General features: G+C 41.5%; 19 protein-coding genes. 14 read left to right on the top strand and 5 right to left on the bottom strand.

Going from position 1 to position 22,604, the window contains the following annotated elements; translation table 11 throughout:
• The first annotated feature begins 22 nt into the window (after positions 1-22).
• Entirely contained in the window at positions 23-331 is a 309-nt protein-coding gene (locus GXP67_RS14145) for a hypothetical protein (protein ID WP_162443709.1), read from the top strand.
• A gap of 104 nt (positions 332-435) precedes the next feature.
• Here the strand turns inward: GXP67_RS14145 and GXP67_RS14140 are convergent, their stop codons facing one another.
• A complete protein-coding gene (locus GXP67_RS14140) occupies positions 436-966 on the bottom strand; it encodes a hypothetical protein (protein ID WP_162443708.1) in 531 nt (176 codons plus the stop codon).
• Positions 967-985: 19 nt separating this feature from the next.
• Positions 986-1,873, bottom strand: coding sequence for a phytanoyl-CoA dioxygenase family protein (locus GXP67_RS14135; RefSeq protein ID WP_162443707.1), 888 nt, complete (start codon positions 1,871-1,873; stop codon positions 986-988).
• 262 nt (positions 1,874-2,135) lie between these two features.
• On the opposite strand from GXP67_RS14135, the gene GXP67_RS14130 reads away from it, so the two are divergent.
• The 4 genes from GXP67_RS14130 (at position 2,136) to GXP67_RS37420 (ending at position 5,711) form a co-directional block, all read left to right on the top strand.
• The gene (locus tag GXP67_RS14130; protein ID WP_162443706.1) at positions 2,136-3,740 is read left to right on the top strand and encodes an alpha-amylase family glycosyl hydrolase; all 1,605 of its coding nucleotides are present in this window, start codon (positions 2,136-2,138) and stop codon (positions 3,738-3,740) included.
• A 128-nt stretch (positions 3,741-3,868) separates the two neighbouring features.
• Positions 3,869-4,708, top strand: a complete 840-nt coding sequence (locus tag GXP67_RS37430) for an alpha-amylase family glycosyl hydrolase (RefSeq protein WP_232065226.1) — start codon at positions 3,869-3,871, stop codon at positions 4,706-4,708.
• Positions 4,600-5,214, top strand: a complete 615-nt coding sequence (locus GXP67_RS37425) for an alpha-amylase family protein (RefSeq protein WP_232065225.1) — start codon at positions 4,600-4,602, stop codon at positions 5,212-5,214. Before GXP67_RS37430 ends, GXP67_RS37425 begins: the two co-directional genes overlap by 109 nt.
• A 170-nt stretch (positions 5,215-5,384) precedes the next feature.
• Positions 5,385-5,711, top strand: a complete 327-nt coding sequence (locus GXP67_RS37420) for a DUF3459 domain-containing protein (protein ID WP_232065224.1) — start codon at positions 5,385-5,387, stop codon at positions 5,709-5,711.
• 72 nt (positions 5,712-5,783) lie between these two features.
• On the opposite strand, the gene GXP67_RS14120 is transcribed toward GXP67_RS37420, so the two are convergent.
• Positions 5,784-6,551, bottom strand: a complete 768-nt coding sequence (locus GXP67_RS14120; RefSeq protein WP_162441854.1) for an IS5 family transposase — start codon at positions 6,549-6,551, stop codon at positions 5,784-5,786.
• Between the two features lie 226 nt (positions 6,552-6,777).
• On the opposite strand from GXP67_RS14120, the gene GXP67_RS14115 reads away from it, so the two are divergent.
• The 9 genes from GXP67_RS14115 (at position 6,778) to GXP67_RS14075 (ending at position 18,615) form a co-directional block, all read left to right on the top strand.
• Entirely contained in the window at positions 6,778-9,570 is a 2,793-nt protein-coding gene (locus GXP67_RS14115; protein WP_162443705.1) for a TonB-dependent receptor, read from the top strand.
• 5 nt (positions 9,571-9,575) lie between these two features.
• Complete coding sequence (locus tag GXP67_RS14110; RefSeq protein ID WP_162443704.1) at positions 9,576-10,631, top strand: DUF4249 domain-containing protein; 1,056 nt, start codon at positions 9,576-9,578, stop codon at positions 10,629-10,631.
• A 109-nt stretch (positions 10,632-10,740) separates the two neighbouring features.
• Positions 10,741-11,787 (top strand): DUF4249 domain-containing protein, encoded by a 1,047-nt coding sequence (locus tag GXP67_RS14105; protein WP_162443703.1) that lies wholly within the window; start codon positions 10,741-10,743, stop codon positions 11,785-11,787.
• Between the two features lie 38 nt (positions 11,788-11,825).
• A complete protein-coding gene (locus GXP67_RS14100; protein ID WP_162443702.1) occupies positions 11,826-14,270 on the top strand; it encodes an alpha-2-macroglobulin family protein in 2,445 nt (814 codons plus the stop codon).
• Between the two features lie 75 nt (positions 14,271-14,345).
• Positions 14,346-14,621, top strand: coding sequence for a hypothetical protein (locus GXP67_RS14095; RefSeq protein ID WP_162443701.1), 276 nt, complete (start codon positions 14,346-14,348; stop codon positions 14,619-14,621).
• Between the two features lie 188 nt (positions 14,622-14,809).
• A complete protein-coding gene (locus GXP67_RS14090) occupies positions 14,810-16,114 on the top strand; it encodes a hypothetical protein (protein WP_162443700.1) in 1,305 nt (434 codons plus the stop codon).
• Between the two features lie 88 nt (positions 16,115-16,202).
• Positions 16,203-16,607 (top strand): hypothetical protein, encoded by a 405-nt coding sequence (locus GXP67_RS14085; RefSeq protein ID WP_162443699.1) that lies wholly within the window; start codon positions 16,203-16,205, stop codon positions 16,605-16,607.
• A gap of 85 nt (positions 16,608-16,692) precedes the next feature.
• Positions 16,693-17,109, top strand: a complete 417-nt coding sequence (locus GXP67_RS14080) for a hypothetical protein (RefSeq protein ID WP_162443698.1) — start codon at positions 16,693-16,695, stop codon at positions 17,107-17,109.
• A 60-nt stretch (positions 17,110-17,169) separates the two neighbouring features.
• Positions 17,170-18,615 carry a hypothetical protein gene (locus tag GXP67_RS14075; protein ID WP_162443697.1) on the top strand — a complete coding sequence of 482 codons (1,446 nt, stop codon included), beginning with the start codon at positions 17,170-17,172 and terminating at the stop codon, positions 18,613-18,615.
• A gap of 1 nt (position 18,616) precedes the next feature.
• Here the strand turns inward: GXP67_RS14075 and GXP67_RS14070 are convergent, their stop codons facing one another.
• Positions 18,617-21,562 carry an FAD-binding and (Fe-S)-binding domain-containing protein gene (locus GXP67_RS14070; protein WP_162443696.1) on the bottom strand — a complete coding sequence of 982 codons (2,946 nt, stop codon included), beginning with the start codon at positions 21,560-21,562 and terminating at the stop codon, positions 18,617-18,619.
• A gap of 239 nt (positions 21,563-21,801) precedes the next feature.
• A complete protein-coding gene (locus tag GXP67_RS14065) occupies positions 21,802-22,458 on the bottom strand; it encodes a hypothetical protein (RefSeq protein WP_162443695.1) in 657 nt (218 codons plus the stop codon).
• Positions 22,459-22,604: the final 146 nt, after the last annotated feature.

Here is a 22,604-nt window from a genome sequence, read left to right as displayed (position 1 = left end):
CGAGATCATAGGTATAGCTATATTGAGTAAGACCGTAACACAGGCTATAGTAGACCAGAAGCAAGCAGAGAAATTACTTGTAGAAGCTCAGCAAAAAGCGGAAGAACTGAAATCTCAGGAAACACAAATGCAGCAACATATACATGCTCTGGCATCTGCACAAAAAGAGTTAGCACAAAAAGATAAAGAAATACAGGCGATAAAACGCATCGAAAAAGAAAGAATGGAGAATCATTTCAAGGCACAGATTAAAAAAGCCAGTGAGAAAGAAGCAGAACTGCTGAAAAAAATCTCACATCTGGAAATCGAACTCAAAAAATCCAGAAGATAAATTATGATTTTGTCCTTTAAACAGAAAAGCCAGCAATCAGAGCTGGCTTTTCTGTTTAAACTTTTCTCTGCTATAAGCATATTTAGCTTGTGCCATCCGAAGTATCAGGCAGAATGAATAACCTTTATCTTACTCTCCAGAAAACTTAATACATCAGCATTTAATAATTTCTTGCCTATCTCTATTCCTTCCGATCTGTCATTCGTCTCTATGGTAAGGCCTTTGTCAGTTAATTGCAATTCCTGGATTTGTGAATAATTCAGCAATTTTCTCGCTGTTTTGATTCCTTCCTGATCGAAAAGAAAGTAAGCCTCTCCCCCTCTGGATATAATAATCCAAAGTAATGAAGTAATATAAAAAGTGACTGAAACTGAAACTGCATCTTGTTTTAAAAGGAAAACAAAATTTATGGCGAGCATACCTAAAACAATAGCGTAGTTCAGTATCGTTTTATGTAGATCTTTTAAAAAGAAAATGGCTTTGGCTCTCTTTTTTTCCTCATGGATACGTTCCACTATGCCTTCCATCAGATAAAAACCTGCCACTACATACAGCAACCAGGCTATTTCTATCTGGATAGCCAGCACAACCATTAAGAAAGTCGCCACAAAGAATAGTATCCTGAATTCTTTCATAAAACCGGCTTAAAAAGCATTATGCCTCGTATAGTAATGGAAAAAAATCGCCCTGCATCTTCTGCCCTTTGTGAATAGCCGGTACGCCAGCCAGTAATTCCTGATCAGAATCTGAAATCACGCCGTCTTTAAACACATTGATCACAAAGGCTCTTCTGGGGCGGTCGGTTTTATTTTCGTAGGAACCATGTACCATTAGCGGATGGTGAAAAGTGCCATATCCTTTTTTCAACTCAATAGCTACCGGTTTAAATTGTGCTTTTTGTTCTTCGGAAAGAAAACGCTGAATGCCATTCATATCTCCGGCCAGTTCCGGCATATCCAGCAAGTTCCATTTGTGGCTACCAGGAATATAATATAAACAGCCATTCTGTATATCTGCATCATCCAGGGCCGTCCAGCAGGTAAGATGCGACATGGGTTTAGTGCGGGTCCAATATGAATAATCCTGGTGCCAGGCCACTACACCTCCATGTTTTGCCGGTTTGCAAAACAGCTGGTCGTGCCAGAAACGTACCGAGCCACCCAGCAACTGGCTGGCTGCCATCACAAAAGCCGGATTCCAGAGTACATCATGAAACCCAGGCGTAATGCGCCAGGCACCTAGTGCATGAAACAGTACGGCATTCGGATCACTTGATTCGTTGGAATGGTACTCATAAAATAATTCATTCCCCGGATAATTCGGATCAAACAGCCAACTCAACTCATTCCGTAGTACTTCAATCTGCTCATCCGTAAGTAATTTGATTCCTGCCAGATAGCCATTTTCATGAAAAAAATTAATTTGTTCCTGCGAAATTCTGTAAGCTTCCCATTCCTGCCCGGTTTTCGGCTTCCGGAATAGATCGCTGATCAAGCCCTGAACTTTGGAAAGGTCTTTTACTTTGGAGGGTGTAGTATGCATAATTGATTCAGAAGATTGAAAGATTTAGAAATTAATAATTCTGTTGGTAGAGTTGTCACAATTTCTTTAAGGAAACTACATTTCTGCGCCTCCTTTTAAAGAGAATATATATGCTGATGACCACCTTTCCCTGTTCTCTATAACTCCTAAACTAATAATAAATTTCTGCTATTTTTCTGCACAAAACAAATATTATTCTCAGCAAAATGGGGAAATTGAGAGGCGAATGTATCCAATATGGAGCGACATCGTACACGAATGCATGGATCAAACACAACAACCTAAGCACCTCTGGTGGCAAAAAGGAATTATCTACCAGATTTATCCCCGTTCTTTTATGGACAGCAATGCCGACGGGGTGGGCGATATTCAGGGAATTATTACCAAACTCGATTATTTGCAATGGCTTGGCATACAGGCTATCTGGGTTTCTCCGGTGTACCCTTCTCCCATGGCTGATTTCGGATACGATATTGCCGATTATACCGGCATTCATCCCTTGTTTGGCTCCCTTAAAGATTTTGACGCCTTGCTGAAACAGGTACATGGCAGAGGGATGAAACTCATTCTGGATCTGGTTCCCAATCATAGTTCCGATCAGCACCCCTGGTTTCTGGAATCACGTTCTTCCAGAGATAATCCCAAACGTGACTGGTATTTGTGGCACGATCCGGGTAAAGATGGTGGTCCGCCCAATAACTGGCTGAGCGTATTTGGCGGCAGCGGATGGGAATGGGATGAAACTACCAGCCAGTATTATTACCATGCCTTTCTGAAAGAACAACCAGACTTAAACTGGCGCAATCCGGAGGTGCAGCAAGCCATGCTGGATGCGATGCGTTTCTGGATGGATAGGGGTGTAGATGGTTTCCGGGTTGATGTGATGTGGCATATGGTTAAGGATAACCAGTGGCGGAATAATCCACCTAATCCAGATTATAAGCCCCATATGGCTACCTACGAAAAACTGACTCCTGCGTATTCTACCGACCAGCCTGAAGTACATGAGATTGTAGGCATGATGCGCCGCCTGATGGATGAGTATGAAGACCGGTTAATCATCGGAGAAATTTATCTGCCTATACACAAACTGGTTACCTATTATGGCATTAATAATCAGGGGGCTCACCTGCCTTTCAACTTCCAGTTGATTGCACTTCCCTGGAATGCCCGCCAGATTTCCTCAACTATAGACCAGTATGAAGGTGCATTGCCCGCAAATGGATGGCCTAACTGGGTATTAGGCAACCATGACCAATCACGTATTGCAAGCCGGGTAGGCAAATCTCAGGCCAGGGTGGCAGCTATGCTATTGCTTACGCTTAGGGGAACACCCACTATCTATTATGGCGACGAAATTGGCATGCACGATGTAGCCATTCCGGAGGAAGAAGTACAAGATCCACAAGGATTAAACATGCCTGGATTAAATTTAAGCCGTGACCCTTTCCGTACTCCTATGCAATGGGATGATAGCCTGAATGCCGCATTTACTACCGGAAAACCCTGGCTTCGGCTGGCAGAGGATTACAAGCGCAATAACGTGCAGGCGCAGAAAGATGACGCTGAATCTATGCTGACCTTATACCGCCGGTTGATTGAATTACGTAATACGGAACCGGCTTTACACATTGGCAATTATATCCCGGTTTATACAGAAAATGATTTGCTGGCATTTATCCGGGAAGCCGACAAGCGTTTTCTGGTTGTGTTGAATCTGAGCCATGCCCCCGGATATTTTACCCCAACTGATGTTGAAATTCATGGCCGTATTCTACTCAGTACCTGTGCTGACCGCCAGTTGAATGAGGTACAGGGAAAAATCACTTTAAACGGTGATGAAGGCCTACTGATTGAGTTATTTTAATAACGGTAAATAAAAACAAGGCTAGTTAGATCGAATAAGCTTCATAAACTCACTTCTAACCTTTTTATCATTTTACAAGTATAAAATGCGACAAAACAAGCGATTAATTTAAGAATCCTTAGCTATACATGAAAGTCGGCACGGAATATCTGGGAGATGGGAAATGCTCATTTACAGTGTGGGCACCTGAAAAAAATACTGCTACAGTACATATTGTCTCTCCAAAAGAACAGTTTCTGGAGATGAACAAAACGAAGGAAGGCTATTTTCAACTGACAGTTGAAAATATTTATCCTGGGGCAACCTATTTCTATCGCCTCGATTCCGGTCAGGATCTCCCTGACCCGGCTTCTCATTTTCAACCAGAAGGTGTACATGGCCCTTCTCAGGTGATTGACCATTCAAACTACCAGTGGAAAGATAAGGTCTGGAAAGGAATTGAGTCGAAAGACATGATTCTCTATGAGATGCACTTGGGTACCTTCACACCGGAAGGCACATTTAATTCTATGATTGACCGTTTGGCTGATCTGGCGGATACTGGTATAAATGCCATTGAAATTATGCCTATTTCGCAGTTCCCTGGTAACCGCAACTGGGGCTATGATGGGGTTCATCCCTATTCCGTTCAAAATTCTTATGGCACTCCCGATGACCTTCGGCAACTGGTAGATGCTTGTCATGCCCATGGAATTGCCGTAATTCTGGATATGGTGTATAACCATCTTGGTCCGGAAGGAAATTATTTTGGTTTATTCGGGCCATATTTCACCGATGCCTACAAAACCCCTGGGGTTCGGCTATCAATTTTGACGGTGACTACTCGGATGGCGTACGGGATTTCTTTGCAGAAAATGCTTTGTTCTGGCTTTCTGCCTACCACCTGGATGGCCTGCGTCTGGATGCCATTCATACCGTGTACGACAATGGAGCTATCCATTTCTGGGAATATACTTCAGAAAAGGTAAAGGAATTGTCCAGAAAAACAGGTCGCACTATACACCTGATTGCAGAGAGCGATCTGAACAGCCCAAAAGTGATTAATAGTCCGAAAATGGGAGGATTTGGCTTTGATGCCCAGTGGCTCGACGATTTTCACCATGCTTTATATGTGCTGCTCGATAAAAAAGGGCAACAGTATTTTTCCGACTTTGGAGCAATGGAGCAATTATGCAAAGCGATTGAGAAAGGATTTGTGCTTAGCGGTGAATATGTACAGTTCCGCAAACGAAAATATGGCCGTTCTTCGGAAGGAATTCCTGGCGATAAATTCATTGTGTTTTCGCAAAACCACGACCAGATTGGCAACCGTATGCTGGGTGAACGCTTATCCATCCTGATCTCTTTTGAAGCCTTAAAGCTGGCAGCAGCAGCGGTTATACTTTCTCCCTATATTCCAATGTTTTTTATGGGGAAGAGTATGGGGAAGAAAATCCATTTTTATACTTTATTAGCCACTCAGAACCTGAGTTAATTAAAGCAGTACAGGAAGGCCGTAAAAGTGATTTTGCCAAGTTTAATTTTGAGGGCGAAGCGCCAGATCCACAGGCTGACAAAACTTTTCAATCTTCCAAACTACAGTGGCATAAGCGGACAGAAGGCAAACATCAGGTATTATTATCCTGGTACAAAGAATTAATCCGTTTGCGAAAAACGCATCCGGCCTTACATAATTATGATAAAAGTACCATTCAGGCAAAAGTAGTGCAGGAAACATTGATTCTGGTTCGGCGTCAATCCGGCGATCAGGCTTGTATATGTTTATATAATTTTTCCGATGCCATGGCTACTTATACAGTGGATGAAAAATACCATACCTGGCAAAAAAATCTAGATTCTTGTGGGCAACAATGGCAGAATCCGGAAGAAAACTCCTTACTTTCCGGAAGTACTTTGCCTGATGAAATCAGTATTGGAAATGAGTTAACAGTGCATTCCTGGAGTATGGTAATGTACAGCAGTAAGCATTAGCGAGTTAGCTTTATCGGGCGCACTATTTCGGATTACTAAATGAGTTCTATTCTTAGAGAACGTTTTGAAATATTATACTGGTTTTCTTTTAAGCAGTGTGTCAATAAAGGCTAATTGTAGCATAGCTTCCGAACTTTCTGTGCTTTTCTCAAAGTCACGGCTCAATCTACGCTTAAAATTGAGCCATCCGTAACTGCGTTCTACCACCCAACGGCCTCCTGCCGGCACAAAGCCCTTTACGCTTTCAGGCTTTTGTACAATTTCTACCTTCCATCCATAGTCTCTTTCTATCTCTTCTACAAAGGTATCTTTGTAGCCATTATCTGCTTTTAGTGTATGTAGGCGGCAAGACTTACCCTTCAGCTTAGCTGCTAACTCATAACCGGCTGTAGTGTCTGACACATGGGCGGCTGTTACATGCACAGCCCAAGGAATACCTAAACAATCCACTGCTAGATGTCTTTTTCTGCCATTCACCTTTTTGTTGCCATCTATGCCCTTGTCTTGGGAAGTAAACTGTACAATCTTTACACTTTGACTATCAATAGCTAACACGCTTGGCAAGGCTTGTCGGCCTGCTTTTTTTCTTTCTCTGATTGCTAAAAAAGCCAACAGCTCTTCGATGATGCCTCGCTTCTTCCACTGCCTGTAATGGTAATAAATGGTTTGCCAGGGTGGGTATTTACTTTCCATGTTGCGCCATTGACTACCTGTAGTAAGTAGCCATAGAATAGCATTAAGAATAACACGTTTGTCATGTTTGATTTTTCTTTGGTTATCTACTACTTCCTTGATAATTTCCCACTCACAATCAGTGAGTTCGAAGAATCTTTCTTGCATAAAACTTTTTGGTTGGACACCACAAGTTTACTCACTGATTCTTTCTTTTACCCTATTTCTATCCTTTCAAAACATTCTCTTAAATTAGCTTTTTAATTCCTTCTTATTGGCTTGGGTAAATTTTACATAAGAATATGAATATTTTATCTGTAGAGTATAATACATTTTACAAAAATTATTCATATTTTAAGGGGCCTTAACCTTACCATTCCAGCTTCTGTTTTATATGAAGGATTATTTACCCCTGCCTGCATTCCATGCATTATTTTTCTTACTTTTTACCTTTGCCTTCCACCTATCCGCAATAGCCCAGGATACTCCGCAAGTATACATTACAGGCAATTACCAGAACCAGCCTTTGCAGGAAGTATTAGCTGATATAGAACAAAAACATCCGGTACGTTTTTTTTACCAGGAAAACTGGATATCAGGTATACGGGTACAAGCCAGGTTCGATAAAGAGCTTTTAAGTAGTGCTTTGCAAAAAATTCTCGCTAATACAGGACTTACTTTTCTTTCGTATGATGCCTATTCGGTGGTACTATTAAGAGACACAAATGCACAAGTGATTAACCGCCGGGATACTACAGATATACAAATTCAGTCAGACACCGTTACACAAAGTGCCGCTACTACTCCCCAGCCTGCTGGAAGAACTGCAGGCAGAAGGTTTGGGCCTGATAAAAGCGGTGTAAAAGTCAGAATTAGCGGATATGTACGGGAGAAAAGCACTGCTGAACCAGTGTTGTCAGCGACAATATATGTGCAGGAACTCAAAACCGGTACAGTTACTGATGCCAGAGGATTTTATGCCCTCGTTGTTCCTTCCGGAACTTATACCATCACCTATAATTTTATCGGTTATCAGCAGGAGAAAAAAGAACTTACCCTTAAAACAAGCCAGACCATCCATGTGGAATTAACAGATCAATCTATCCAGATGAATGAGGTAACGGTTTGGGGGGAAGCCGCCGACCGGAACGTATCTAAACCAGAAATGAGTGTAAACCGCCTCGATATCAAAACCATTCGGAAAATGCCTGCCCTGATGGGTGAAGTAGACGTTGTAAAAAGTTTATTGCTATTGCCAGGAGTAACCAGTGTAGGAGAAGCATCCACCGGATTTAATGTGCGTGGCGGCAGTACCGATCAGAACCTGATTTTGCTGGATGATGCGCCAGTATATAACTCTTCACATTTGTTTGGCCTATTTTCAGTGTTCAATCCAGATGTGGTGAAAGATGTTACCTTATACCGGGGCGGAATTCCATCCGAATTTGGCGGCAGAATTTCTTCCGTACTGGACGTTACTTTGAAAGAGGCAACCATTAACAAATGGAGCGGCAAAGGAGGGATTGGCTTGGTTTCTAACCGTTTAGCCTTAGAAGGACCTATTATTCCAGATAAGCTCTCCATCATAGCCGCAGCAAGAGGAACCTATGCCGACTGGATTCTGAAACAGGTACCTAATCAGTCAGTAAAAGGCACGCAGGCGCATTATTATGATACCAATGTAAAAATAGATTATATCCTTAATGAAAGAAACCGGATTTCCCTATCTGGGTATCTGGGCAGGGATGTATATAAACTGCCTGCCGATTCGATTGCAACAGTGGCCATTAATGCATCCAGTACCGTATTCCGCTGGGGAAACTCCAATGCTACCTTGCGGTGGAGTCATGCTTTCAATAGCCGGCTTTTTTCAAATGTAACGGCTGTATATAGCAATTATAAATCCAGTATCATCAATCCCGATGGACCAAATGCATTTACGCTGCCTTCCGGGATTATCTATGAAAATGTAAAAGCCGATTTTAATTACTTCGCCAGTGATAAACACAAAATAGACCTGGGAGCCAGCACCATCCGCTACCGCATAGACCCTGGAAGCTTAAAACCAGAGCCTGGTACAGTAATATCACCCGTTAGCTTAACCCGTGAAAATGCCATGGAGTCGGCTTTGTATATCAGTGATGAATACAATGTGAGTCCGGCCATTACAGTGCAATATGGCTTGCGATACTCTGTCTTCCAGAACCTGGGTCCTGGTCCGGTATATACCTATCAGGAAGGAATGCCCAGAGAAGTTTTTTCCATTATAGATACCACCGATTATTCCAGCGGCCAGGTTACCAAACAATATCAGGGAGTAGAGCCTCGTTTAGCCGTGAAAATAGGGCTTAATCCAAGCAGTTCGGTTAAGTTGAGTTATAACCGCATGCGGCAATATATTCACCTGATCTCGAATACAACTGCTGCAGCGCCTACCGACCGCTGGAAAGCCAGCAGCCGCTACATTAAACCTCAGATAGGCGACCAGGTGGCTGTAGGCTTTTTTAAGAATTTTTTTGGCAACACCTTCGAAACCTCTGTTGAGTTTTACTACAAACAGATAGAAAACATTATCGATTATAAGGATGGAGCCAGTTTGCTGCTCAACCAGACAGTAGAAGCAGATTTGCTGGCCGGCAAAGGAAGGGCATATGGCATGGAACTACAGGTGAAGAAAACCATTGGTAAACTTACCGGATGGGCGAGTTATACCTATTCCCGCACACAGATTTCTGTAAATGGTGATTACCCGGAAGAACGTATTAATAATGGAGCCTATTATCCGGCCAATTACGATAAGCCGCATAATATCAATATGGTACTTACCTTCCAGAAAAACCGCCGCTGGAACTTATCTGCAAATTTCGTGTATAGTACTGGCCGGCCGGTAACGTATCCGGAATCTAAATATGTAGTAAACGGAGTAAGCATTGCCAATTATTACCTCCGCAACCAGTACCGAATTCCGGATTATCACCGCCTCGATATATCAGCTACCGTAGATGGCAACCACCGCAAAAATAAAAAATGGGATGGCAGTTGGACTTTTTCTGTGTACAATGTGTACAGCCGGGATAATGCATTCTCCGTATTTTTCAAGGCTAAAAACGGGTTTTTACCTGAAGCTTACAAGCTGTCTATCTTCGCTTCTATTTTTCCCTCTATTACCTATAATTTTAAATTCTAGTGATTTTGAAACGATTATCAATTTTTCTTATACTTTCTTTATTGCTGTTTACTACCTGTGTGGAACCGGTGAATGTAAATCTGGGAGAGCCTGTTAAGCGATTGGTCGTAGATGGAATGATCACCACAAAACCAGGGCCTTATACTATAAAACTCACCACTACTGCTAAGTATAGCGTTAGTTCGGAAGGAACTAACTTTCTGCTGAAAGGAGCCACTGTACGTATTAGTGACGATACAGGCTATAACGAACAATTGACTGAAGTTTCTTCTGGAATCTATCGCACAAATGCAAATGGCATTCAGGGGCAGGTAGGCAGAACGTATACCTTGCATATAGAAACCGAAGGCAAACAGTATCAATCTGTGCCCGAACTGCTGCGGGCTACCACTGGGGTAGAAAATGTATCTGTTGAGTTTAAATACGAAGCACCCGGGGTGAAAGAAGGCTTTTATGTGTATGTAGACACCAAAGATCCGGTAGAAACCGAAGACTTCTACCGCTGGAACTGGGTGCATTACGCGAGAGAAACGATTTGTTTCAATGATATCGTACCCCCTGGCACACAACCAACCGTTTTGGACTGTTGCGGAAATTGCTGGAATATATATGGCTGCAATGGCTGTGTGAATATAGCTTCTGATGTATATGCAAATGGAACTACCATTAGCCGGCAATTGCTGGCCATTGCTCCCTATACTTCCCGTTCCAAGTATTTCCTTTACTACGAGCAATTTTCTCTTTCTAAAGATGCCTATAAGTTCTGGAAAGGGCTGGATCAGCAGATTAACAATGTAGGAGGTATTTTTGATGCACCTCCGGCCATTATCCGGGGCAATATGTTCAATGTAGCCGACGAAGATGAGATAGTATTAGGCTTTTTTGGTGCCTCTGATGTAAAACCAGGATTTGTAAACATCGACCGGTCGGGTATTCCTAAACCGCCTAATGAACCACCGCCTGTTATGAGACCTCCGCTTTCAGGTCCGCCACCTCCTTGTTATCCTTGTATTGAAAGTATTATTCGTACACCCAATACGCCTCCTTTATGGCAGGATTAATTCACAGAAAAATATTGGAAAGAAATTCATATGTCTACTATCAGCTTACGGTCTTTTGGTTATTAATGTGTTTAAACTTCGTACACAACAGCTTTAAATTATAAGTCCTTTGCGCGTTTTTTCTACCATCTTGCTTTCACTTCTTATCCTGTTTACTACCTGCGTGGAACCGGTGAATGTAAATCTGGGAGAGCCTGTTAAGCGATTGGTCGTAGATGGAATGATCACCACAAAACCAGGGCCTTATACTGTAAAACTCACCACTACCGCTAAATATAATATCGGGTCTGAAGGAACCAACTATCTGGTAAGAGGTGCTAAGGTAAGTATTAGCGATGATACAGGCTATAGCGAACAATTAACCGAAGTTTCACTCGGATCTTATAGCACAAATGCAAATGGCATTCAGGGCCAGATTGGCAGGACCTATACTTTACACATAGAAACCGAAGGCAAACAATATCAGTCTATGCCCGAATTGCTGCGTCCGACAAGCGGCGTAGAAAATATCTATGCTGAATTTAAGGATGGGGTGGAAGAAAGCTTTTATGTGTATGTAGACACCAAAGATCCGGTAGAAACCGAAGATTTTTACCGCTGGAACTGGATACACTATGAACGGGAGGAGTATTGTATAAAAGAAGTTGTCAGGCCAAATGCTGAAATCCATATTGTGAATTGTTGCGGGCAATGCTGGAATATAATCAGGTGTAATGGCTGTGTGAACGTTGCCTCAGATGTATACTCCAATGGAAGTGCTATCAGCCGGCAATTGCTGGCCATTGTTCCTTATAATTCCCGTTCCAAGTATTTTCTCTATTATGAACAACTTTCCTTATCCAAAGATGCCTATAAGTTCTGGAAAGGGTTGGATCAGCAGATTAACAATGTAGGAGGCATTTTTGATGCACCTCCGGCCATTATCCGGGGCAATATGTTCAATGTAGCCGACGAAGATGAGATAGTATTGGGCTTTTTTGGTGCATCTGATGTAAAACCAGGATTTATAAATGTGGATCGTTCGGTTGTAAACAAACCTCCTTCTAATCCCCTGGTTACACTTATTCCACCATCAGGAGGACCTCCTATCCCTTGCTATCCCTGTATCGAAAGTAATATTCGTACAGCCATTACCCCACCTTTCTGGGAAGATTAATAGATATTTAAAAAATTCTCTACGCAAATACATACTCAATGCAAGAATTTAGAAAATCACCGAAGAACTTAATTTTAGCAACCTTTATCTTATGCTTTCTGGCAATATCTGCCTTTCAGCTTCCAGATAATGGATTTATTGCCCGGATAAAAACCAGGCTGGAAAGTTATCAGGATTATGCCCGGCCGGATAAAGTCTACCTGCACACGGATAGAGCGGCCTATACAAATGGCGAAACACTCTGGCTGAAAGCCTACCAGGTACATGCGGCTGACCACCGGCCCCATGCCTTGAGCAGGGTGATCTATATTGAGTTACTTAATTCCCGGAACCAGGCTGTATTGAAGCAGAAAATGAGGGTAGAAAATGGCTATGGCTACGGACAATTCACCATTCCTGACAATCTGCCTTCCGGCACCTATATACTCCGGGCATTTAATAACTGGATGCGTAATTCATCTGATGATTTCTTTTTTACTAAAACAATTCGAGTGTTTAATCTCGCTCAGACAGAACCTACCAACACACTTCCACTCGCCACTAATTCTACATTCGACCTGCAATTTTTCCCGGAAGGCGGCAACCTTATAGAAGGTCTGAAAAGTAGCATTGCGTTTAAAGCCGTAAATACAGCAGGAGAAAGTATTCCGGTAGAAGGGACCATTGTGACAGCCAAAGGAGATACTATTACCAGTTTTAAAAGCTTCCATGCAGGCATGGGTGCCTTTGAATTACAGCCTGTTTCCGGCCAGAAATACCTGGCTAGCGTCCGGCTGACAGATAGTACAGCCGCCACTTTTGCATTAGGGCAAGCCCTTAGCAGTGGCATGGTTTTACATGCGAGTAATACTACACCAGGCACTATACAAGTACGGATACAATCAAATGCGCGGCAAAAAGGAATATTAGTAGCGCAAAGCAGGGGTACGCTCTATTTCTCAGAACAGATAGACCTGGCTGCTAAACAAGTATATGATATTCCTACTGCCACTATTCCAGACGGTATTCTGGCCATTACTCTTTTTGACGAACTGGGAAATCCGCAAGCCGAACGATTGAGTTTCGTGAACAAACAACAGAATCTGCGCATACAGGTAAATCCCAACAAAAAAATATATGAGCCCAGGGAAAAAATCACCCTTGATATTTCAGTAACCGATGCCCAGGGAAATCCGGTAAGTGCTAACCTGTCGATGGCCGTTACAGATGCCGGATTGCCACAGGTACATCAGCCCGACATATTGAGTTATCTGCTGCTTAGTTCTGATCTGAAAGGAAATATCGAACAGCCTTCTTATTATTTTTCCGAAGATCCTAAAGCCAAACAAGCCCTGGACTATCTGCTGATGACACAAGGCTGGCGGCGATTTACCTGGCAGGATATTCTCAACAATAATATATTTCCCGAACAGAAATTCGAAATGGAAGGCGGAATTTCCATTGGTGGCCGCCTGAAGAATGCAAATGATGCGGCAGTCGTACCTAACCAGCTTGTGATACTATCCGCACCAGGGGCTGTTCCACCCTTTCAGCAGCAGTACACCGACCAGTCTGGCAATTTCTATTTTTCAGACCTGCATTTTAACGATGATAAAGAAGTATTCCTGCAAGTTCCATCAACTATTAATGATGTTGCAGTAAAAGCAGAAGTAGATACTACAATGGAGGTGGGTTTTGCCGGCACTTATATAAGTGCCATTGATGCGGCTCAGGCAAAGGAATTTACAGAAAAAAGCAAGAAGCGGATACAAATAGAAACGATGTATAAGCAGGAGGATACTGATACTATATTTGTAGAAGCTGCCACACCCGGGAAAAACAAAAAAAATCCCTATACCCTGATAGATGCTGCTCCGGATCATAACATTGAACTTGATAATTACAATGAGTTTCCAGACATGATTGAAGTATTGCGGGAAATTGTACCGGGCATTTTACTACAGAGCAAAAAAGGCGTAATTAATGGCTTACGCATTCTCGATATTAAGCGGAAGCTGTATTTTAAAGAAAACCCTATGTATTTTATAGACGGTATTCCGGTATACAGTGCGCAAGATGTTTTCAAACTAGACCCAGGCATGGTAGAAACCATTGAAGTATATGGAAGACCGGAAAAGTTAGCCAGGTTTGAACAGTTAGGCAAAAACGGAGTATTAGCCATTCATACCCGGACCCAGGATTATTATCCCGAGGATGCAAAAAACCTATTCCAGATTCCGATGCGGGGATACCTCGCAGGCCGGGAATTTTATTCGCCGGTGTACGAAAATACCCAGACATCCCGCAAACCCGATTTCAGGCCAGTGGCTTACTGGAACTCCAGAGTGATCAGTGATGCAAATGGAAAGGCTTCTGTTAGCTTCTACAATCCGGATAATATCACTACCTATCAGATACAAATAGAAGGAATTTCGGGAGAAGGGTTGCCAGGTATAGCCCGCCAAAGTTACCAGGTAAAATTACCGTTGCAATCGGGCAGGTAAAATACGAGGCTGCAACTACCATAACTACTTATCCGTACATACCAGGGTTAATTTCACATTTTAAACCCTATAAAAATGGATTCGCAGGTATTACATAATATTGCCGGATTTATACTGATATTCTCTGCCTTCTTACTCACGGCTGGCCTCATCCGGCCATTCATCGTATTATGGTGGACTAATACTAAAACAAGAGGAAAAGTGCTGGCTATTTATGGTTCGCTGGTGTTGATATTTGCAATTATATTTTTTGTTACCATTGACCCTCAGCAAGATGGAAGAAAAGATACAGCTACACCCAAAGAACAAACCCAGCAGGATACCAGAGATGGCGGAGATGCTAATAATTAATCTTCTTACCCGGCTCCTTTCCTTCATTTCTTTCAAAAACAGATAAAAGGCAAAGGAGCCGAGTCAAAAATTGCAAATTTATCAACTTATATTCCCGTCTCTGTAAGAACTGTTGCGTTCCATCAATAAATGCCATATAATTACGTTTCATCAGAATAAAACAAGGGTATTTATTGGCTACTGTGCAAATGCATTATAAACCTATATTTTTTTATGCGCTTCTCTTTTGGGCATTGCTCATAGCAGGCTGTTCCGGAGGCAGTGATTCATCTAAAAAAAACAAAACTAAACCTTCAAAATCAGAAGAAGCTCAGGCAACGGCTGAAGAAGCACAGCCGACTAAATCAGTTTCCATTAACCGGGTGAATTTGTACCTGGAAACTTCTGCCAGTATGAATGGCTATCTGAATGGAGCGACTGATTTTAAAGAGATCGTAGCAGACCTGACTTCTAAACTAGACGAACTCGAAACGGACGGGATGATCTCCAATACCGGGTTTTTCCTGATTCCCAAAGATACTACCCTACAAAAGATCGAAAATGCGGAAGCCTTTTTGAATCTGTTAAAAACACCTAAAGTAGCTGCCGGAGCTAATTCACTCATTGTAGATATATTTACTATGCTGCAATCCCGGAATAATTCCCAAACGGTGAATATTTTTATTTCCGATTTTATCCTCTCCGATTTTGATATTAACAATAAATCTATCATTCAGGGGCAGGTAAACCGGATTTTTAACCGCTATGAAAAAGCCAATACGGCTACTTCAGTATATGCATTTGTATCTGATTTTACCGGTAAATATTATCCCTATCCCAAAGGCGTACAGCAATATAGCAAAGTACAGCGGCCATTTTATATCTGGATTTTCGGCAACAGCCAGAAAGTAGATGCGCTCAATAAAGCCTTGAAAAAAAGTGGATTTGCGCCCGAAGAAGAATTACACTTTGGATTTGCATTCAATAATAAACCTATGTTTAGCGTAATGAATTATGCCGGTAAAAAAGGGGAGTTTGTGGTAACCCGGAATAATCAGGGCATAGAAGATGTTGAATTATACAAAGGCCGCACTCTGGAACTGGGTATTGGTTTAGATCTGTCGGCTTTTCCGGATAACTTAACCACCAAACGTTATTTAACAAGTAATCTGCTTTTTGAAGGCAAAAATATAGAAGGCAGCATTGTCTCTGTTGACCCCATAGATGCTGTTTCGTTGCAGAAAAGCGATAATACGCTGGCGCAAAAAAATAACCTCACTCATTTGGTAGCTATTGAAATCAGCAGTATTAAAGGCAAACAAGGCAGTTTTGATTTATCTCTGGCAAAAAAAGAGGCTCCCTGGTATGAAGAATGGAACACCAATGACGACAGTAACCAGGAGAACAACGAAGGCAAGACGTTTGCTCTGGCCTATTTAATTGAAGGCGTAAAACAAGCTTACCAGGATGATGCTGATTATTTTACGATTTCGGTGCCGCTTGTAAAAGAATGATCTGATTTTAGTAGTGCATGTAAAGATGAGCAAAACTCGAAAAGCATATCTGATTGCATTAGCTATTTCATTACTAATTAATATTTATATGCAATACCATGCATATTTACATTATAATGATTTGAAGCAACATGGAATTGTTACAAAGGTTACTGCTGAATTTGAGCAAAATCGCATTCCACCACATGTTTATAGATACCAATTTTCAACAGTGAAAGGCGAAACAATTTACAGATCAGGTAAGATTGGATCACAGGGAGCAAAGGATGCATTAATTAAATTCAATGAAGAATATAAAAATTTACAAGTCATTTATAATCCGGACAAACCTGAGGATTTTTGGAAGTATTACAGTTTCATTAATTATCCAAAAAATAGAAATCAAAAATTATTCATTAATATGTTGATTGGCACCTTGGTTATTATGTATGTTTTGCAAATCCCTATTGGATTTATTTTTGAGAGATTTTCTAAAAAGCAAAAAGAAGCCTAGCATAATCAGGCTCTTGGTTGAAAAGCAATATTAGTGAAAAATATAAGTTAATCAGATACATCGATTTTTTCAGTTCTTTAGTTGTATGCAGGAACTATTCACGTTTTTATACGAATTATTTATTGGGGAACACCCAAACGAAGCGGCTTTGATCCGGGGCGAGATTTTTCCATCGGTAGGGCTGCTTACGCTGTTTATTACCTTAATTGCTGTGATTGTTTATTACTATGGCATGAACAGCTTAAGTACCAGGGCAAGATTCAATTATAATGGATACTGGTTTGCGGTATTGCTGGTGAATGCAGTGATCTGCTTCATTATTGCATTGAACAAAATAGCCAATGGACTGGAAGTGCATTTCGACGATTACGAACCTTATTTCTATTTCTTTGCGGTAGAAAATGCCTTCTATAGTATGCTATTTTTTGTGCTGTTCTCTTTACTGCTGAAAACCTGGTCGAGACATGCACCTTATGTACCATTTAAGTTTCCCTTGAAATAAGCAAAAACATTTTCATACTAATTATTGTTGTTAGGTGTACAACTGGAATGGAATAAGCTAATGAGTAAATTATTTTTATTTGGTATTGGAGGAACAGGTGCCAGGGTAATTAAATCGCTGGCGATGCTAATGGCTGCAGGTGTACCTGTGAATGCTTCCCGGATTGTGCCCATCCTGATTGACCCGGATGCCCGCAATGGCGATACTGTCCGGACGATGAACTTACTGAAACTTTATAAAAATATTCATGCAGGAATTGGCAAACGGGAACACGGTTTTTTCAAAACAGACATTGCTACCCTGCAGGATGTGTGGAATGACAAAGACGGCAAACTAAGTTCTGGCTTCAACTTTCCGTTTCTGGCCAATAACGAAACCTTCGAAAATTTTATAGATTACCATAATCTATCCAACCGTTCGCAGGATTTGCTAAGCCTGTTATTTGGCAAACAAAGCCGGGAAAGCACCCTGGAAGTAGGTTTTAAAGGAAATCCTAATATTGGCAGTATTGTACTTAACAAGCTAACTGATTCACCTGAATTTAATTCATTCGGAAAAGCATTTACCCCTGGCGACCGTATTTTTATTATCAGTTCTATTTTTGGTGGAACTGGCGCTTCCGGTTTTCCATTGCTGCTGAAAAAATTCAGGAGTACCGAATCTACTTATGCCGGTGCCGGAGCTATTGCTAATTCTATTATTGGCGCACTTACCGTAAAGCCCTATTTTGGCCTGCACGACAGCGATAATAGTGCAATTGATTCCAATACATTTATCACCAAAACCAAGGCTGCCCTCTCCTATTACCTGCATAACCTGAAAGGCCTGAATGCGCTGTATTACCTGGCTGATACTATGCATAAAAGTTACCAGAACAGCGAAGGGGGCGAAGAGCAAAAAAACCAGGCACACATTGTCGAGTTAATAGGTGCGCTGTCGATAATTGATTTTCTGGATTACCGCGAAAGCGAATTAAATGAAGGCCGTACCGTGTATCATGAATATGGCTTAAAGAGCGATGCCAGAGAGGTAAGCCAGATTGGTTTTGGGCATTTGTCTGCAGAAACCAAAAACCTGATCGGTCAGCCACTTACTCAACTGATGGTATTTGCTAAACATTATACCGAACACCTCCGCAATGCCAGCCGTCATCCATATCATGAAACGCTGGAACTAAGCAAAAAACTGGATACAGAGCCTTTTTATAAAGATTTAACTACTTTTTTCCAGAATCATTTTTATCCCTGGCTGAAAGAACTGCATGACAATGACCGGGCCTTACGTTTATTTAATCTTAATGGTGACCTGAGTTTGTTAATTAACGGTGGTAAGCCGATTAAAGAAGGAAAGGTATTTAAAACGGCTGTAGACTTTACTTATCTGGATGGCATTTTCACCAACCTGCGTACTTCTATTATCCGCGATAAATCTCCCAGAGACTTTATGGAACTCATGTATCAGGGCACAGGCAAACTGTTTGAGGAGAACATAAAGCCGCTTCCATAACTTATTTAAGCGCTTCATACAAAATTTCTACCGGATGCAAGGCTTTCCGGCCTGTGCCATCCTTAATCTGGTGGCGGCAACTAGTGCCAGGGGCTGCAATGATTACATCTTCCGGCTGTTTCCGGACGGTTGGGAATAGAACCAGTTCGCCGATTTGCATGGAAACTTCATAATGTTCCTTTTCGTAGCCGAATGAACCAGCCATACCACAACAACCAGAGGGAATCAGGTGCATGGTATAATTTTCTGGCAAAGACAGCATTTTCTTGGTATGTGTTAAGGACGATAATGCTTTCTGGTGACAGTGTCCGTGTAATTTAATAAGCCGCTCCGTCTGTGTGAAAGATTGTTTAGTGATATTTCCTTTGTCTATTTCCCGGGCGATAAATTCGTCAATTAGGAGTGTGTTTCCGGCGATCTTTACTGCTTCTGGCAACAGTTCGTTATCAACCAGGTCTAAATATTCGTCACGCAGGGTAAGAATAGCAGAAGGTTCAATGCCAATGAGAGGTGTTTCCGGGGTAATTAATCCTTTCAGCATTTCCACATTGCGAACAGCTATTTTTTTAGCGTCCCGTAATAAGCCTTTGGAAATATAGGTACGTCCGCTTTCGATATGTTCTGGAATAATCACTTCATACCCTAGTTTTTCGAGTAATTGAATGGCTTTAATGCCGATATGTGTATCGTTAAAATCGGTAAATTCATCGCAGAACAGATATACTTTTCCAAATGGACTTTTTGCCGTACTGCTTGCTTTTTGTTTATTATGCTTTTTGTACCATTTGCGTAAGGTAGTTTCCTGCAACAAGGGAACACTTCTTTCCGGGGCAAAACCCATTACTTTTTTGGCGATACCAGACGTAAATCCATTCGAAAAAACAGTATTATACATAAAAGGTGCAATCGCCGCCAGATGATTAGCCCTGGTAAAATTACCCACCATTCTGGTGCGGAACGGAATGCCGTTGGCATCATAATAATGCTGCAAAAATTCAGCCTTCATTTTGGCCATATCTACATTCGAAGGACATTCAGACTTACAGCCTTTGCAGGAGATACACAAATCCATTACTTCCTTTATTTCCTCATGGTTGAAGCGGTTGGTTTTGTCAGAATTCGTCAGGAATTCACGTAGAATATTCGCCCTCGCCCTGGTCGTATCTTTTTCATTTTTAGTAGCCATATAACTGGGGCACATCGTACCGCCACTAAGCTGGGTTTTGCGGCAGTCACCGGAACCATTACATTGTTCGGCAGCCCGTAAAATGCCTTCCGTTTTTCCAAAATCAAATACAGTATTGAATTGTGGTGTATCCTGGCCAGGAACGAACCTAAGCATGGTGTGCATAGGCGGCGTATCTACAATTTTTCCTGGGTTGAAGATATTCTGTGGATCCCAGGTACGTTTTACTTCTTCCAGCAATCGGTAATTTTTCTCGCCCACCATAAACTTAATAAACTCACCCCGTAACCGTCCGTCGCCATGTTCGCCACTGAGTGAACCTTTATATTTTTTCACCAGTGCTGCAATTTCTTCGGCAATTTTCCGGAACAGCGCATTTCCTTCTGCTGTTTTCAGGTTGATAATAGGTCGCAGATGCAATTCACCGGAACCAGCATGTGCATAATGCACTGAATACAGATTGTATTTTTTCAGAATCTCATTAAATTCCTGGATATATTCTGGTAATTCCTGCACATCAATAGCCGTATCTTCAATAACAGGAACCGGTTTGGCATCGCCTGGCATATTGGAAAGTAAACCTAAACCAGCTTTACGGAGTGTCCATATTTTTTTAGTATCCTCGCCAAACAGCAAAGGAAAATGGTAGCCATATCCAGCTTTTTCCATATCTGCCTGCATGGCGGCTGCCAATGCAGATACCTCTTCCCTGGTATCTCTGGACAGTTCTACTACCAGAATAGCGCCTGGTTCCCCTTTTACAAAAAACCGGTTTTTACTCTGCTCAATGTTGTTTTTGGTACAATCCAGAATATAATGATCAATGAGTTCACAAGCACTGGGTTTATATTGTAAGGCGATGAGGTTAGCCCGTAAAGCTTCATCGATGCTATTGCAATGAATACACACTAATCCCGCTTCTTTCGGAGGTAAAGGCACTACATTCAACTTAATTTCTGTGAGAAATGCCAGGGTACCTTCTGATCCGGCAATCAGTTTGCAGAAATTAAAATCTTCGGCACCTAGCGTAAACGGATCGGTTTCCAGCAATAGATCTATGGCATAACCAGTATTACGCCGCTGAATATTTTTCTTGGGAAATTCTTTTCGTATCTCTTCCTGATGCGCCGGAACACTGAGTATCTTCTCAATAGATTGATACAGTTGCTGCTCTAATGAAGTGGTACCATTTCCACCCCTGCATTTTTCTTGAAACTGAGCAGCATTGAGTGATTTAAATTCTGTTTCTGAACCGTCACTTAAAATCGCTTTTACTGAAATTAAATGTTCACGTGTGCTGCCATATACTACTGAATTAGAACCACAGGAGTTATTTCCTACCATACCACCAATCATAGCCCGGTTAGCCGTGGAAGTTTCCGGACCAAAATACAAGCCGTATTCTTTCAGAAACAGATTCAATTCATCCCGGATAACCCCTGGTTGTACCCGTACCCATTTTTCTACTGTATTTACCTCCAGTATTTTGGTAAATGTTCTGGATACATCTACAATAATTCCACTTCCTACCACCTGTCCGGCAAGCGAAGTACCGGCTGTACGGGGAATGAGGGATGTTTTGTGCTGTCTGGCAAATTGGATCAGCTTTTTAATATCGCTTTCATTCTTAGGAAAAGCAACCGCCAGCGGCATTTCCCGGTAGGCTGATGCATCTGTAGCGTACAAGGTACGCATAGTAGTATCAAATTGTAATTCTCCTTCTAACTGGGCAGCAAGGGTTTGTAATATATCTTTGGTCATGGAGTGGCAAAAACCTAGTGAAATCGGTTTTCAAAATTAACCAAAGGTCTATAGAATAAAAAGAGTATATGAAATCGTTGTTGGTGGTTCGTTGATTGTTGTTAGTAAAAATTCAAAATTTTGCCAGAATGAGTTGGCAATTAGTCTAGTTACAACAAATAAGCGGACGTTCTCATGAAGAAACATCCGCTTGTGGCAGAAAAAATGTTATATTTTTTGTCTTACAATCTCTATTGAGCTTACTGGCAGTTTTTATTATAGGTTTCTACTACTGTACCAAGTTGCTTAAATTTTTTCCATTCGGGTTTGCTTTTGGCTGAAGCCATAAAATCTGAGCAATCACCAAATAAGCTATCAAACTCATCTTCATAATTTTTCTTTTTTAAGATGAAAGGTTTTTCGCCCTGTTTTACTACTACATAACTGGCTTCATTCTCATTCAATTTAAAACCTCCAATAGACGTAGAACCTTCTCCACCAGCAGGATTATTGTATAATTTAATTTTATTGCCATTCATCAGGCGCTCCATAAACACTATTTTACCTTCTTTTTTGGGATGCGCTTTGCTTTCGTAATGTACCTGCTCTTTATCTACGGTAGTCAAGTCAGTAAAATCACGCATCAGTTTGGGGCGTTTCTGGCCGAAGGCTACAATATCATCCGCGCCATATTTGGTTTTGTTTCCATCTTTATCCTTGAAAGAAATCTGGGTTGCATAGTTATTTTGCTGTGTTACCATGACTTTTCCGCGCAACGTATCCTGATCAGCTTTTACTACATAACCATCCACAAACATGGTAATAAGCTCAGAATCAGTAACAATTTGTGCAGATGCACCAACATAAGAAGTGGCCATTAAGGCAGTGAATGCAAAAAAATGAAAAGGCTTTTTCATAGAAATTAATAATGTTGTTTAGTTTATCTGGGTTTGTTTCGATCAAAAAAGCAGTGTTGCTTGTTGCGAAATACATGTCTTAATGGATACAAACCGGCTGAGTAACCATATATAAAAACAAAAGCCGTAACAAATAATTGCTACGG

It is taken from the genome of Rhodocytophaga rosea (genome assembly GCF_010119975.1).
Classification (GTDB): domain Bacteria; phylum Bacteroidota; class Bacteroidia; order Cytophagales; family 172606-1; genus Rhodocytophaga; species Rhodocytophaga rosea.
The sequence above is the reverse complement of the archived record's forward strand: the minus strand, read 5'-3'. Positions and strand labels throughout refer to the sequence as shown.

Coding starts and splice junctions, on each gene's coding strand:
- GXP67_RS14140 (WP_162443708.1), bottom strand. CDS start 966: ATGAAAGAATTCAGGATACTATTCTTTGTGGCGACTTTCTTAATGGTT.
- GXP67_RS14135 (WP_162443707.1), bottom strand. CDS start 1,873: ATGCATACTACACCCTCCAAAGTAAAAGACCTTTCCAAAGTTCAGGGC.
- GXP67_RS14130 (WP_162443706.1), top strand. CDS start 2,136: ATGGATCAAACACAACAACCTAAGCACCTCTGGTGGCAAAAAGGAATT.
- GXP67_RS37430 (WP_232065226.1), top strand. CDS start 3,869: ATGAAAGTCGGCACGGAATATCTGGGAGATGGGAAATGCTCATTTACA.
- GXP67_RS14120 (WP_162441854.1), bottom strand. CDS start 6,551: ATGCAAGAAAGATTCTTCGAACTCACTGATTGTGAGTGGGAAATTATC.
- GXP67_RS14115 (WP_162443705.1), top strand. CDS start 6,778: ATGAAGGATTATTTACCCCTGCCTGCATTCCATGCATTATTTTTCTTA.
- GXP67_RS14100 (WP_162443702.1), top strand. CDS start 11,826: ATGCAAGAATTTAGAAAATCACCGAAGAACTTAATTTTAGCAACCTTT.
- GXP67_RS14095 (WP_162443701.1), top strand. CDS start 14,346: ATGGATTCGCAGGTATTACATAATATTGCCGGATTTATACTGATATTC.
- GXP67_RS14090 (WP_162443700.1), top strand. CDS start 14,810: ATGCATTATAAACCTATATTTTTTTATGCGCTTCTCTTTTGGGCATTG.
- GXP67_RS14085 (WP_162443699.1), top strand. CDS start 16,203: ATGCAATACCATGCATATTTACATTATAATGATTTGAAGCAACATGGA.
- GXP67_RS14080 (WP_162443698.1), top strand. CDS start 16,693: ATGCAGGAACTATTCACGTTTTTATACGAATTATTTATTGGGGAACAC.
- GXP67_RS14075 (WP_162443697.1), top strand. CDS start 17,170: ATGAGTAAATTATTTTTATTTGGTATTGGAGGAACAGGTGCCAGGGTA.
- GXP67_RS14070 (WP_162443696.1), bottom strand. CDS start 21,562: ATGACCAAAGATATATTACAAACCCTTGCTGCCCAGTTAGAAGGAGAA.
- GXP67_RS14065 (WP_162443695.1), bottom strand. CDS start 22,458: ATGAAAAAGCCTTTTCATTTTTTTGCATTCACTGCCTTAATGGCCACT.